This is a genomic window from Acinetobacter sp. Q186-3 (assembly GCF_013420655.1).
GTDB lineage: Bacteria > Pseudomonadota > Gammaproteobacteria > Pseudomonadales > Moraxellaceae > Acinetobacter > Acinetobacter indicus.
The window spans coordinates 1-12,546 of sequence record NZ_VOXS01000028.1; the positions used below are offsets into that span (position 1 = coordinate 1).

Here is a 12,546-nt window from a genome sequence, read left to right on the forward strand (position 1 = left end):
CTAGATTAAAGCAATTTAGAGGAATTGCCACACGCTATGACAAGCTAAAGCAAAGCTATGAAAATTCTGTTGCCTTAGCTTGTATCTTTATTTGGCTACCATTATGAAATGTCAACAGACCCTAATATTTGAAATTAGAAATTTCAAATTAAAAATAGCTTAAATGACTGTTTCTGTCAGGTTAAAAGTTTAAATTTCCACTAAAATACTCAGGATTCTGATTTCTCTCCCTGTTATTGTCTATGTCTATTATTGCTGCAAAAGCCGACCGGTCGAATCGCTCGATCTGGGTCGCGCTGGTGTTATTGTTTATTGGCTGTATTGGCGCCTATCAGGTGGTGGGCATTAACCAGGCACTATTATTCCTGATTGGTGGTGCACTGGGGATGACCCTGTACCATGCTTCTTTTGGTTTTACCTCAAGCTGGCGGGTGTTTATCAAGCAAGGTCGTGGTCGCGGTCTGCGTGCACAAATGATCATGCTTGGTCTGGCAGTACTGCTGTTTTTCCCAGCCTTAGGTGCAGGTGAACTGTTTGGCAATCCGGTCAATGGTTTTGTTAGCCTAGTGTCAATGTCGGTGATGATTGGTGCCTTTATTTTTGGTATTGGCATGCAGCTCGGCGGCGGCTGTGCTTCTGGTACGCTGTATACCGTGGGTGGTGGTAGCGCACGCATGCTGGTAACACTGGTATTCTTCTGCTTAGGCTCACTGATTGCCACCACGCATTTAGACTGGTGGTTTAACCTGCCGCATCTGGCACCTATTTCACTGGTCACCAGCTTAGGTGTGATGCCGGCGTTATTGCTGAACTTTGTGCTGTTTGCCCTGATTGCCTTGGTTACCGTATGGTATGAAAAGAAACGTCATGGCAGTCTGGAGGTTGAACCGGCTGCACAGTATCAGGGCTGGAAACGCTTCTTACGTGGCCCGTGGCCGTTGGTGTGGGGCGGTATCATCCTGACCCTGCTGAACTTCGCTACTCTTGCGTTGGCTGGACGTCCTTGGGGCGTAACCTCTGCGCTGGCCGTCTGGGCCGCCAAATCGGCCAGTTTTGTGGGTGTTGATGTAGCCTCCTGGAGCTACTGGCAGCAACCAGCCAATGCCAAAGCACTGACAGAGTCGTTATGGTTTGATATTACCTCAATGATGAACTTCGGGATTATGCTCGGCGCCCTGCTGGCAGCCAGTCTGGCCGGCAAATTCGCACCGAACTTTAATATTCCAAAACGCTCGCTGATGGCAGCGATTGTTGGCGGTTTGCTGTTAGGTTATGGCGCACGCCTGGCTTATGGCTGTAATATTGGCGCCTATTTCAGTGGTATTGCCTCTGGCAGTTTACATGGCTGGCTGTGGCTGGTATTTGCCTTTATTGGCAATGGCATTGGGGTCAAACTGCGTCCATTCTTCTTCCCGGAAGAACGCCCACAACCGGAAAAGCTGACCGGCTGTTAATTCCTGACTCGCTGTTAAAAAAGCCCCAAAAGTTGGGGCTTTTTGCATCTCTGGGTTAAGATAGCCGCATACAATAAGAAATCAGGCGGGCTATGAGTTATTCACATCATCATGAAAAACATTATATTTTAAGAACGGGCTGGTTACGTGCTGCGGTGTTGGGGGCCAATGATGGGATTATCTCAGTGACCAGTCTGGTGATCGGGATGGCGGCCAGTGGTGCTTCCAGCCAGACCCTGCTGATTACCTGTATTGCCGGCCTGATTTCAGGCGCTAGTTCCATGGCTGCCGGCGAATATATTTCGGTCAAATCCCAGGAAGATATCGAGCAGGCTGATCTGCACATGGAATCCAGAGAACTGCGTAAAAACCCCGATCTGGAACTAAAAGAACTGACCCATATTTATACCTTGCGCGGCCTGACGCCTGAGCTAGCGCATGAAGTGGCGGTACAGCTGACCGCCAAAGATGCCCTAGCCGCCCACGCCCGCGATGAAATCGGCATTCATGAAAATACTGCCGCCAATGCGGTACAGGCGGCGGCATCCTCGGCGATTGCATTTTCTTTAGGGGCGCTGTTGCCTTTACTGACCATTGTCTTTAGTCCGGTGGAATATCTGGACCGAAGCATTGTGATTGTAGGTGTCTTATCGCTGGCCTTACTCGGTGCCCTGTCCAGCTATTTTGCCGGCACCTCCATGCTTAGAGGCAGCTTGCGGGTCACGGTCTGGGGCGTGGTGGCCATGCTATTCGCACACTGGATTGGCTCGTTGTTCCATGTCACACCTTTATAAAAAAACCGCCCAGCAAATCGGGCGGTTTTTTTACCTTAGGGCTGTGTTTACTGTAAAGCCGCTTTCAGGTTACAGCCATAATTCATGGTTTGCTGCACCTGACGATAGCTGGTATAGCGGTTTAAAATAAAATCATAAAAATTGTCGGCATTGGCAAAATTCTGCTTTAAATTTTCCTGTTGAGCCTGGGGCAGCTGGATCTGATCAAGCAGTTCCAGATTATAATGTCCGAGACGATACATCTCGGCAAAATAGCCATTCATCATATCGCAATAGCCGGCTTTGGTCGGCTTTAAGGCGGTACTGCTGACCAGATGCTGGTTCAAGGTCATCAGATTATCGGCATCTAAAGGAAACTGCTGGGCAAAGGCAATACTTTCCAGCTGCTTAAACTGCTGAAAATCGGCTTCCAGTTGACGGTTTAAGGCACTAAAGCGCTGCTGTAGCTGCTCTGCACTGGCCACCTGGTACTGTTCAGGCTGGACCTGTACCTGCTCTGCCTCATGTGGTCCACATGCTGTCAAACCTGTTATTGTGAGCAAAACAGCCCCTACATACCCCTTCATGCTTTTACCTTTTCCACGATACAACCCGGGCATTATACTGATGAAACCGGCCGGGATGAAAGTTAGAGCGACTTTTCATTCATATAGCGCCAGTAACGTTTCGGTACATACTGAATATGCAGCTTCATGTTCTGCCGTGCCTGAATATTGACGCTGTGAAAATAATCTTTCCACAGCTGGTCATATAAAAATTCTTCAGCATCCAGCTCGATACTAAAGGCCTGACTGTGGCCACTGTCCAGCTGGAGATCCAGCTGCCGGGCATTCATCTGAACCTGATGCACATCATCCAGATCATAATAAATGCCGTAATCACGCTGTTCGTCATAAATCAGCCAGCGCTGATCTTGGTAACGCGCCTTAAAATGCCGCTCGATCAGCGGTAATACATTAAAATCTGGCCGCACCAGACTTAAGAACAGACCATCCTGACATTTTTTAAAGCGTACAAAAGCTTCCATGCGATGTTTTTCCCGGCCCACCTGCTTGGCCCACTGTGCCATGCCCAACACCGCCGGATGGCCATAATTACCATCCACCGCATGGCCGTGTTGAAAAACATAAATGCAAAAATCAAACAGATGCTGAAAGGCCTGTTCCTGCTCCGACAAAAAGCACAGATAAAACTGACGCAAGCTGCCGGGCTGGATTTTCTGTTTCAAGCCCTGCCAGACCCGCTGTCCCTGCTCATCCTGTGAAGACACGACAATAAACTCATCAAACAGGCCATGCTGGGACTGCGGATTGGCGGTAATGTGTACATCAAACTCTTGAAAGCGAAATGCCCGAAACACACAGCAAAGCAAGCCGGTGAGCGTGCCATCAAAGCAGTAGGTGGCCATTAAAAAGCAAAGCCCAGTTGTGGCGAGAGCTGCTGCTGATATTTGGATTGCCCCGACTGTAAAATCTGCTGGCGAATCTGCTGCGCTGGCGGCTCTTTTTTAAATTTCGGGCTGTCGGCACAGCGAATAAAATGCTGGGCACGGTTATAGGCCACGCCCATGCGTTTTAGCTGATCTATATGAATGTGCCCAAACCGGCGCGCCTGCACAATTTTCTGCGCCGAACGCACGCCTATACCCGGCACCCGTAAAATCAACTGGTAGTCGGCACGGTTGATATCTACCGGAAAAGCCTCTGGATGACGCAGTGCCCAGCCCAATTTCGGGTCGACATCCAGGTCTAAATTGGGATGTTGATCATCCACCAGTTCATGCGCAGCAAAACCATAAAAACGCATTAACCAGTCACTTTGATAGAGCCGGTTTTCACGCAGCAACGGCGGCGCTGAACCGACAGCGGGCAAGGCCTTTTCCTGTGTATTAATTGGAATATAACCAGAAAAATAAACCCGTTTTAGCTTGAATTCTTTGTAGTGCCGATCGGCCATCATAATAATGTCTTGGTCGGTTTCATTATGTGCACCCACTACCATCTGCGTGGTTTGTCCGGCCGGAACAAACTTCGGTACCGATTTGATGATTTTCGATTCATCTTTCAGTTGAATCAGGCGATCGCGGACAATACCCAAATCCTTCTGCACTTCGGCATGACTTTTTTCCGGGGCAAACTGCTGTAGTCCGGCTTCGGTCGGCATTTCCAGATTAATACTCATCCGGTCAACATATAAACCAGCTTCGGTAATAATTTCCTGAGATGCGCCGGGAATGGTTTTTAAATGAATATACCCGTTAAAGTTTTCTTCCAGCCGCAGCTTTTTCACCACCTGTAACATTCGTTCCATGGTGTAATCGGCCGATTTAAAAATACCGGAACTTAAAAACAGCCCTTCAATATAATTGCGCCGGTAAAAATTTATGGTCAGATCGACCACTTCCTGTACGGTAAAGGCTGCGCGTTTCACATCATTGGAACGCCGCGACACGCAATAGGCACAGTCATAAATGCAAACATTGGAGAACAGGATTTTAAGCAGCGAAACACAGCGCCCATCTTCGGTATAGCTGTGACAGATGCCATTACCGGTATTGCCCAGCCCTTGGTCTTTATTTTTGCGCCGACTGCCACTCGATGAGCAGGACACATCATATTTGGCAGCATCGGCTAAAATTTGCAGTTTTTCACGGATACGTTCAGACATGTGTTTCAGCAGAAATCAGGAGATAAGCTGATTATAAAAAAGCGAAAATGTTGCGCCTAGCAAGCCGATGCGTTAGCACGACCCAGCTTGTCGCAACGAATGTAACTACTGTGTAAAAACCGGCAGATTATTTAAAAAATAAATAATGATTATGATTTGCTAATTTTGTTCAGCTTGGGCAAAGTGTAGGAAGAATAAGGAGAAATCGCATGTCTATATTGGAACAGCTCGGCATTAAACATCCTATTTTTTTAGCGCCGATGGCCGGTGTTTCGACACCTGAACTGGCTGCCGAAGTTTCCAACCAGGGCGGCTTGGGTTCACTGGGTTTAGGGGCCAGTTCAGTGGCGTCTGCCCGAGAACAGATTTTAACAACCCAGGACCTGACCGACTGCCCTTTTCAGGTCAATTTCTTCTGTCATCAACCCGAGCCGCTGGATGAAGCTGCTGCTCAGGCTTGGCTGGATTATTTAAGTCCGCATTTTGTCCATTATGGTGTAGCGCTGCCGACCCAGCTCAAAAATCTGTATCCTAGTTTTTTAAGCAATGATGATTATCTGAATCTGGTGCTGGAAACCCGTCCTCAGGCGGTGAGTTTTCATTTTGGTATTCCGCACGCGCATCAGATTCAGGCGCTAAAACAGGCCGGGATTATCACCATGGTCTCTGCCACCAATCTGGCCGAAGCACAAGCCATTGAAGCGGCGGGTATTGATATTATTATTGCCCAAGGCGTAGAGGCTGGCGGTCATCGTGGCCTGTTTAATGCCGCTATTGATGGCGGTATCCGCACGGTAGATTTAGTGACTTTACTGACCCAGCACTGTCAGATTCCGGTGGTTGCGGCTGGTGGAATTATGAATGGTCAACATGCACAACGTGTCATGAACCTTGGCGCAGTCGCGGTACAGCTCGGGACCGCCTTTGTGCAATGTAAATCTTCCAATGCCAATGAGGCGTATCGCAAGGCTTTATTTAGCCAGAGCTGTACCCAAATTACCGATTCAATTTCCGGCCGTCCGGCACGTGGCCTGGTCAATCAGTGGCACCGTCTGGTGGATACGCCAAACCGTCCGCCGGTACCGACCTATCCCTATACCTATGATATTGGCAAGCAGTTACATGCCGCAGCCAGCCAGCAAGGCGAACAGGGATTTGGCGCATTCTGGGCCGGTGCCAACGTGGGCCTGATTCGTGACATGGAAGCCGGTGATTTAATTAATCAACTGGTGCTGGAAATGACCAGTCACTAAGCGAGAACAATAAAAAACATCTCCGCGGAGATGTTTTTTATTGGCCTGATAGTGTCTTGAATGCTTTAACGGGTGACACGTTGCCAGGCATCTTTGGCTGCAAATTTTGCTTCTTCCCAGTTCAGACGGGAATCGCCTTTCATCTGTTCCCATTTGGTGCGCAGTTCTGGCTCGGCCCGGTCAAAATCGACATTTTGTTCATATAAAGGCCGGTTTTCATAGCCCAGACGATAGGCGCCGCGATAATCACGATCATAGTCGACATCGGCATAGACACTGCGGGTTTCATTATAATATGGACGGTTCTGGTACTGATCACGCCAGTACACATCTTCTGCAGTCGGATCAATCGCATCGGCAATTTCATTACCGGCCAATCCACCGACCACACCACCGGCAATACCGCCCACTACGGCACCGACCGGTCCAGCTGCAGCACCCACGGCCGCACCGGTTGCCGCGCCCCCTAATACACCGACACTGGTGCCAACAGGATGATCGCCTGCTTCATTCATATCCGGGACACGATTGGTGTCCAAATCTGGACGTGCATTGACATCGGTCGGGTCGACATTTAAACCCTGGCTTCGTTCTTGTGGTAATTCTGTTGAGGTCTTATGGCTAAATTCAGTCACAGGACGATTAGTATTGGTCATGTTGAAACTCCCTGGATCATTGTTATTAACAAGACTGGAATATCATCTTGCCAAGTGAAGACTTATCTAGCATAGAGCAAGCCAAGCCCTGCAATGTCCAAGTCCTGTCCGTGTTCAGTGAGCGTATGTTGCCCTGTGTTCAGGTCTGTAGAGATTGTAAACGGATAAAATCGGGGATAAAAAATGGCGCTCTGAAGCGCCATAATTATGATAGATATTTAATCATTTGGTTTCTAACAGATTCACCTGCTCAACCTGCACATCACTCATGATGTTGCCATGCTCTAACAGCTGATTAAAATAGTTTTCCACCACCTGGTACTGCTCGGCCGTACTTTCCACACGGTACATATTCTGGCGGAATTCATTGCTAGAACGCAGTCCTTTGGTGTACCAGGCAATATGTTTACGTGAAATACGACAGCCTGAATATTCTCCATAAAAGCTATAAAGTTCAGATAAATGCCCAAGCAATACCTGTTTGACTTCTTCAATACTCGGTGCGGCCAAATGCTCACCGGTCGTCAGGTAATGGGCAATTTCACGGAAAATCCAGGGACGGCCTTGTGCCGCACGGCCAATCATAATCGCATCTGCACCGGTATAATCCAGCACCATTTTAGCTTTTTCCGGACTGTCGATGTCGCCATTGGCAATGAGGGGAATATTCAGCTCGGCCTTAACCTGCTTGATTAACTCATAACGCGCCGTGTTCAGGTACATATCTTCGCGGGTACGACCATGCAGGGCCAGCGCTGCAATACCGGCCTGCTCCGCACGCTTGGCCACACGCAGAATATTTTCCTGACCGTTTAAAAAACCGAGTCGGGTTTTTAAGGTCACCGGCACATCGACTGCTTCTACGACTGCATCTAAAATCCGGGCGACCAGATCTTCATCTTGCAACAACGCCGAACCAGCCAGCTTGTTACATACTTTTTTGGCAGGACAGCCCATATTGATATCAACAATCTGTGCGCCATTGGCCACCTGATAACGCGCGGCTTCGGCCAGATCAGCCGGATCGGAGCCGGCAATTTGTGCAGAAATCGGGGCGATTTCGCCATCAAAATTGGCCCGATACAGACTTTTTTTGCTCATGCGCAAAGTCTTGTCCGAGGTCATCATTTCACTGACTGCATGGCCTGCGCCAAAATATTTGCACAGCGTTCTGAACGGCCGATCAGTGACGCCTGCCATTGGTGCCACCCACAGCTTTCGTTCAATAGGACGATCAAACAGCTCTTGAATGACAGGATGTGAACTCAATGTAGGAACCTCGGGAAACAGAAAATGCGCAGCGAATCTTTCAGATGGGAGAAAATTGGATACGGCGCTGAAAACCGGGCTAGTTTAAAGCCTTCTGACTAAAATTTCTATGCATCTGTACCGGCCGCAGCACATCTGTTTTTAGCAGATGCTAAAAAACAAAAGCCCATCAGAAGATGAGCTTTTTGCAGCGAAACCGGCAATTAGATTGCAGTAATACCGCTGGCCTGGTCGCCTTTTTTACCCGCTACGATGGTAAATTCAACGCGCTGGCCTTCATGTAAAGTTTTGAAGCCCTGGTTGGTAATTTCGCTGTAATGAGCAAAAACGTCCTGACCTGAATCTGCCTGAATAAAACCAAAACCTTTAGTTTCATTAAACCATTTCACAGTACCAGTAACTGTATTTGACATAAGATAATCCTGTATTAAAAAACTTTTAAATTGGTCATAGATAAACCAATAATTAACTGGAAAATGACTTTGAAACTAAAAATCTGATACTACGAAGGATATTAAAAAACGACGGAGGGAAAAGATTTGCTGAAACAATAGTAATTCTTCTAGTTAACGACCACTATACAGACTTCTGCTCTGAATGCAATAAAAATAAATTAATTCAATTTATATAACTGATTTAAAGCAATATAAAAACTTTTACCATCCAGGTTAAATTCTACCTGCTGGCCGGACTGAAGCTCAATCATTTTACCGACTTCCACCCAGATAAAACCCTGGCTCGAGCGCTGCTTCTTTTTCAGCGGCATTACTTTTACAAAAATTTCCTGACCATTGACTGCAGTGGCCAACTGCCAATTTTCTACATTATTCAACATAACTGACTCATTATATGAGCTTAGGTGATCATTTAAGAAAGCTGTTCCATTTTATTAAAATTTCATCTTTCAAAAATCGGATAAAAACACAATCAAATTTGATTATTTTAAACTTTTCACTGTCCCAATTCTCACAATTATGGACAAATATTCAATCACTATAAGCATTAAAAGTTGGATGCGGGAGCCGGATTTGAACCAACGACCTTCGGGTTATGAGCCCGACGAGCTACCAGACTGCTCCACCCCGCAAAGGAGAGTTAGCTTTATACGCCCTATATTTGCCAAACACAAGGTTTATTTAAAATATACACTAAAATAACCACGGTTCTACGCTAAAATAATTCCCTTTATTTTGAGTAGAAAATTTTGGAATTATTAAAAAACAACAGATAATAGATTTCTTTCATAAGACATTTTTTACTCAGTTCCAAATTATAGATTCCAGCAATTAAATTGAATCTTAAGCCTAGTCTTTTTCCACGGTTACGATATCGCTCAGCAAGAATTTTGAAGGTTTTCAAACTGCCAAATACATGCTCAATTCCAATTCTTCTTTTATTGATTTCCTGATTATAGATTTTTAGTTCGGAATCCAGTTTACAGCGCTTCTTTGCTTTTAATGGCAACAAGCTATTTGGATACACTGTATAAATTCCCTGATAACCCTTATCCGCAAGGATAAATGCACCTGCAGGAATCTGATTCAAGTTACGTTTGAAGAGTTCAAAATCATGTACGGCACCACGACTCGTACATAAACTCAGGATTTTTTGAGTTTGATAATGAATGATGGCCTGTACTTTGAAGCTGTGGGTCTTTTTCTTGCCGCTATAGCTTTTCTTCTGTTTTTTTAGGCCTTTGGATTGGAATTTCTGTGGCATCCACGATCACAACATTCCAATCAATGCCTTCGCCCTCGGGTAAATCTTTGGATAAATTAAAGAGATTGGACCGAATCAGGCAGTCTTCAACATGACGGACAATTCTTGAGGCTGTGGGCTCTGACACGCCATAACTTGTTGCGACATGGAACAATGTTCGGTATTCACGCCAATAGCTTAGACAGAGCAGAACCTGGTCTTCCAGGCTTAACTTGGGCGGTCTGCCTTTGGCAGGGACATGTTTCTTCAATTGCTCAACCATTAAATCAAAGGTTGACCATGAGATGCCCGTGTATCGCTTGAACTGAGGATCAGAAAGCTTGTTTGAATCGATGTATTTCATCCGCAGATTATGCATGAATGCCAAGAAATCTGGAGTGCAAATATCAACCAAAAAGAAGATCGTTTTTTGATTTATGAAAGAGATCTAATATTTTAAAAAAAATTCAGATGATTTTATCCAGCATCACCCTTATTTATTTAAATTTTTTCCTTAAAATAACAGAAGATCATCAAATTAAAATCAGCGCTTTATTTTGAAATAGAACTCAGTATCTAACCCTACAATATCCGCTTTTTGAGCCACTCAATTCTCTGGCATCTTGCAGATAAAAATTGACAGTGCAACGTAGGCCGTATACATATATATTCACACCTGTATAGCCGAATTTCTGTATACTTCATCTGCCCTGTAGGCTGACCCGTCTGGACCGAGTTTTCCTGTTTATGAAACACACCTTCCTGTCATCTGTAATCAAACCTTTAAGCCTGATTGCGTTATCTTTAAGTTTAGCTGCCTGTGGCGACAGCGCCTGGTGGAATAAAGGCGATGAGCCAAGTCTAGATGCAGATCAGATCAAGCGACTGATTCCTTCCCGCGTGAAAGATCGTGATTCATGGGCCAAAGATATTTACGATATTAGTGAACAATTGGGTATTCCGCAGACCAAGGAAAATATGTGTACCATTGTCGCCGTGGTCGATCAGGAATCCAACTTTGTTGCCGATCCACAGGTTTATGGTTTAGGTGAAAAAGCAGTTAAAGAAGTCCAGGAACGCTTAGACGAGAAGTTTAAAGATAAACTCGGTGAAGCCATTGGAGGCACCATTGCCGGCTATTTTCAGGATGTACTGAAAAACCATCCAAGCCCGGAAGATAACTATTTAAGCCAGATGCGCCGGGTCAAAACCGAACGGGAACTGGATGAACTTTATCGTGAAATTTTTGACTATATGGCCAAGCATTATCATGTGTCGGCCCTGACCGGCGCCGCCAAGCTGTTTGGTCAAAATATCGGAGAAAAGCTGAATCCGATTACCACCTTAGGTTCGATGCAGGTGCATATCAGTTATGCCAAGGAACATAAACGCCAAGGCGGCAATATTGCAGAATTACGTACCGATTTATACAGCCAATATGGTGGCCTGTATTATGGTATTCACCGTCTGATGATGTATCCGGCTGATTATGATAAACCGCTATATCGCTTTGCCGATTATAATTCGGGTATGTATTCCAGCCGTAATGCCGCTTTTCAGAGCATGCTCAATGATTTAACCGAAGCCGAATTATCTCTAGATGGTGATTTACTGCTCTATAGCAAAGATGGCGGTGTTCGCAGTGCCAAGAGTCAATCTGAACGCGAGCTGATTAGTGTTTTTGCCAAACATAATATTGTGCTCACCCCACGCCAGATCCGCTCCGATCTGAAAAAAGAAAAAGAGCAGGATTTTGAAGATACCGCTTCGTATCGCGCCTTATTAAAACTGTATCAGGAACAAACTGGCAAAGCACCATTTTATGCGATGATGCCAGAGGTGGTAATTTCCGGGCCAAAACTCAGCCGTGATTATAATACCAACTGGTTTGCCACCCGTGTCGATGGGCGATATCAAACATGCATGCGCAAAATCAAGAACCTAAAACTCTAGCCTTATTTGATTTCGATGGCACCCTGTATCCACATGATAGTTTTAGCGGGTTCATTTTTTATGCCTTGAGAAAACGGCATATTGTAAAACGTGGGCTGCAAATTTTGCCATGGATTCAGGCGTATTATTTAAATCTCTATCCTGCCCATCGCATGCGCCCAAAACTCTATGCCAGCATGTTTAAAGAGAGTAATGCAGAGGAAATTCTGCAATTGGCTCAGGAATATGCTGCAACATTGATAACTAAACTTGATCCTGCTTTATTCAATCAACTCAAACAACATCAACAACTTGACCATAATGTCGTCCTTGTTTCTGCATCTGTAGATTTATACTTAAAACCGGTCTGTCGCTATTTAAATATTGATTTAATTTGTAGCGAGGTTGAAGTCAAAGCTGGGAAAATAACAGGGTTTTATCAAACTCCGGACTGTAGCAATGAGCAAAAGAAAAACAGAGTTTTAGAGAAATATAATCTGGATAATTATGCTGAAATTTATGCTTATGGGAATAGTGAGGAAGATGAGGAAATGCTGAGATTAGCAACTTATTCCTATATGGTCGGAACGGATCAACAATTACCTGAAATTATTGATTGTAGAAAATTGGCTTAGATTAAAGTCACACAAAAAATATGGGGGAAAAGTAACTCGATTAGCTGAAAGAACACCTCTAAGAGCCTGTAAATAATTTTGTGTAATTGCTTTTCATAAATTTAAAGGCGATTGCTTAAGCGGTCACCGAATTCAATAATAAAGCGGCTCATGGCTAAACGCCAGTCGCGAATAGGCATATTCCACTT

General features: G+C 45.4%; 14 protein-coding genes, 1 tRNA gene and 1 pseudogene. 6 read left to right on the forward strand and 10 right to left on the reverse strand.

Annotated features, from left to right (window positions below; translation table 11 throughout):
- The 3 genes and pseudogenes from FTT64_RS13700 to FTT64_RS13710 form a co-directional block, all read left to right on the forward strand.
- A pseudogene (locus FTT64_RS13700) lies at positions 1–107 on the forward strand (IS5/IS1182 family transposase); the annotation flags it as partial.
- A 135-nt stretch (positions 108–242) separates the two neighbouring features.
- Positions 243–1,454, forward strand: coding sequence for a YeeE/YedE family protein (locus FTT64_RS13705; RefSeq protein WP_180182492.1), 1,212 nt, complete (start codon positions 243–245; stop codon positions 1,452–1,454).
- A 92-nt stretch (positions 1,455–1,546) separates the two neighbouring features.
- On the forward strand, positions 1,547–2,248 hold the full coding sequence (locus FTT64_RS13710; RefSeq protein ID WP_005178853.1) for a VIT family protein: 702 nt from the start codon (positions 1,547–1,549) through the stop codon (positions 2,246–2,248).
- Positions 2,249–2,295: 47 nt separating this feature from the next.
- Here the strand turns inward: FTT64_RS13710 and FTT64_RS13715 are convergent, their stop codons facing one another.
- The 3 genes from FTT64_RS13715 to FTT64_RS13725 form a co-directional block, all read right to left on the reverse strand.
- Positions 2,296–2,814, reverse strand: a complete 519-nt coding sequence (locus FTT64_RS13715; RefSeq protein ID WP_005178855.1) for a hypothetical protein — start codon at positions 2,812–2,814, stop codon at positions 2,296–2,298.
- 62 nt (positions 2,815–2,876) lie between these two features.
- Positions 2,877–3,656, reverse strand: a complete 780-nt coding sequence (locus tag FTT64_RS13720; protein ID WP_180182493.1) for a TIGR03915 family putative DNA repair protein — start codon at positions 3,654–3,656, stop codon at positions 2,877–2,879.
- The gene (locus FTT64_RS13725; protein WP_005178869.1) at positions 3,656–4,915 is read right to left on the reverse strand and encodes a putative DNA modification/repair radical SAM protein; all 1,260 of its coding nucleotides are present in this window, start codon (positions 4,913–4,915) and stop codon (positions 3,656–3,658) included. The genes FTT64_RS13720 and FTT64_RS13725 overlap by 1 nt, the downstream gene beginning before the upstream one ends.
- A gap of 209 nt (positions 4,916–5,124) precedes the next feature.
- Between FTT64_RS13725 and FTT64_RS13730 the strand changes: the two genes are divergently transcribed.
- Positions 5,125–6,168: a nitronate monooxygenase family protein gene (locus FTT64_RS13730; RefSeq protein ID WP_180182494.1), complete on the forward strand. Its 1,044-nt coding sequence runs from the start codon at positions 5,125–5,127 to the stop codon at positions 6,166–6,168.
- A gap of 65 nt (positions 6,169–6,233) precedes the next feature.
- On the opposite strand, the gene FTT64_RS13735 is transcribed toward FTT64_RS13730, so the two are convergent.
- The 7 genes from FTT64_RS13735 to FTT64_RS13765 all read right to left on the reverse strand — a co-directional run bounded on the left by FTT64_RS13735 (position 6,234) and on the right by FTT64_RS13765 (position 10,155).
- The gene (locus FTT64_RS13735; RefSeq protein ID WP_005178874.1) at positions 6,234–6,824 is read right to left on the reverse strand and encodes a hypothetical protein; all 591 of its coding nucleotides are present in this window, start codon (positions 6,822–6,824) and stop codon (positions 6,234–6,236) included.
- A 222-nt stretch (positions 6,825–7,046) separates the two neighbouring features.
- The gene (gene dusB / locus FTT64_RS13740) at positions 7,047–8,066 is read right to left on the reverse strand and encodes a tRNA dihydrouridine synthase DusB (protein WP_257219151.1); all 1,020 of its coding nucleotides are present in this window, start codon (positions 8,064–8,066) and stop codon (positions 7,047–7,049) included.
- A 230-nt stretch (positions 8,067–8,296) separates the two neighbouring features.
- The gene (locus tag FTT64_RS13745) at positions 8,297–8,506 is read right to left on the reverse strand and encodes a cold-shock protein (protein ID WP_005178879.1); all 210 of its coding nucleotides are present in this window, start codon (positions 8,504–8,506) and stop codon (positions 8,297–8,299) included.
- 200 nt (positions 8,507–8,706) lie between these two features.
- A complete protein-coding gene (locus tag FTT64_RS13750; protein ID WP_005178882.1) occupies positions 8,707–8,928 on the reverse strand; it encodes a hypothetical protein in 222 nt (73 codons plus the stop codon).
- Between the two features lie 175 nt (positions 8,929–9,103).
- Positions 9,104–9,180 (reverse strand) — tRNA-Met (locus tag FTT64_RS13755).
- Positions 9,181–9,278: 98 nt separating this feature from the next.
- Positions 9,279–9,812 carry a transposase family protein gene (locus FTT64_RS14385; RefSeq protein ID WP_218951700.1) on the reverse strand — a complete coding sequence of 178 codons (534 nt, stop codon included), beginning with the start codon at positions 9,810–9,812 and terminating at the stop codon, positions 9,279–9,281.
- Complete coding sequence (locus FTT64_RS13765) at positions 9,760–10,155, reverse strand: transposase family protein (protein ID WP_075166718.1); 396 nt, start codon at positions 10,153–10,155, stop codon at positions 9,760–9,762. Before FTT64_RS13765 ends, FTT64_RS14385 begins: the two co-directional genes overlap by 53 nt.
- A gap of 383 nt (positions 10,156–10,538) precedes the next feature.
- Here FTT64_RS13765 and FTT64_RS13770 point away from each other — a divergent pair, with 383 nt between their 5' ends.
- Both FTT64_RS13770 and FTT64_RS13775 read left to right on the forward strand, forming a co-directional pair.
- Complete coding sequence (locus FTT64_RS13770) at positions 10,539–11,744, forward strand: DUF1615 domain-containing protein (protein ID WP_180182495.1); 1,206 nt, start codon at positions 10,539–10,541, stop codon at positions 11,742–11,744.
- Positions 11,711–12,358, forward strand: a complete 648-nt coding sequence (locus FTT64_RS13775) for an HAD-IB family phosphatase (protein WP_180182496.1) — start codon at positions 11,711–11,713, stop codon at positions 12,356–12,358. Before FTT64_RS13770 ends, FTT64_RS13775 begins: the two co-directional genes overlap by 34 nt.
- Positions 12,359–12,546 lie beyond the last annotated feature (188 nt).

What these genes read in the sequence shown, in the direction of transcription:
- FTT64_RS13705 (WP_180182492.1), top strand. Translation starts at nt 243, where the DNA reads ATGTCTATTATTGCTGCAAAAGCCGACCGGTCGAATCGCTCGATCTGG.
- FTT64_RS13710 (WP_005178853.1), top strand. Translation starts at nt 1,547, where the DNA reads ATGAGTTATTCACATCATCATGAAAAACATTATATTTTAAGAACGGGC.
- FTT64_RS13715 (WP_005178855.1), bottom strand. Translation starts at nt 2,814, where the DNA reads ATGAAGGGGTATGTAGGGGCTGTTTTGCTCACAATAACAGGTTTGACA.
- FTT64_RS13720 (WP_180182493.1), bottom strand. Translation starts at nt 3,656, where the DNA reads ATGGCCACCTACTGCTTTGATGGCACGCTCACCGGCTTGCTTTGCTGT.
- FTT64_RS13725 (WP_005178869.1), bottom strand. Translation starts at nt 4,915, where the DNA reads ATGTCTGAACGTATCCGTGAAAAACTGCAAATTTTAGCCGATGCTGCC.
- FTT64_RS13730 (WP_180182494.1), top strand. Translation starts at nt 5,125, where the DNA reads ATGTCTATATTGGAACAGCTCGGCATTAAACATCCTATTTTTTTAGCG.
- FTT64_RS13735 (WP_005178874.1), bottom strand. Translation starts at nt 6,824, where the DNA reads ATGACCAATACTAATCGTCCTGTGACTGAATTTAGCCATAAGACCTCA.
- FTT64_RS13745 (WP_005178879.1), bottom strand. Translation starts at nt 8,506, where the DNA reads ATGTCAAATACAGTTACTGGTACTGTGAAATGGTTTAATGAAACTAAA.
- FTT64_RS13750 (WP_005178882.1), bottom strand. Translation starts at nt 8,928, where the DNA reads ATGTTGAATAATGTAGAAAATTGGCAGTTGGCCACTGCAGTCAATGGT.
- FTT64_RS14385 (WP_218951700.1), bottom strand. Translation starts at nt 9,812, where the DNA reads ATGCCACAGAAATTCCAATCCAAAGGCCTAAAAAAACAGAAGAAAAGC.
- FTT64_RS13765 (WP_075166718.1), bottom strand. Translation starts at nt 10,155, where the DNA reads ATGAAATACATCGATTCAAACAAGCTTTCTGATCCTCAGTTCAAGCGA.
- FTT64_RS13770 (WP_180182495.1), top strand. Translation starts at nt 10,539, where the DNA reads ATGAAACACACCTTCCTGTCATCTGTAATCAAACCTTTAAGCCTGATT.
- FTT64_RS13775 (WP_180182496.1), top strand. Translation starts at nt 11,711, where the DNA reads ATGCATGCGCAAAATCAAGAACCTAAAACTCTAGCCTTATTTGATTTC.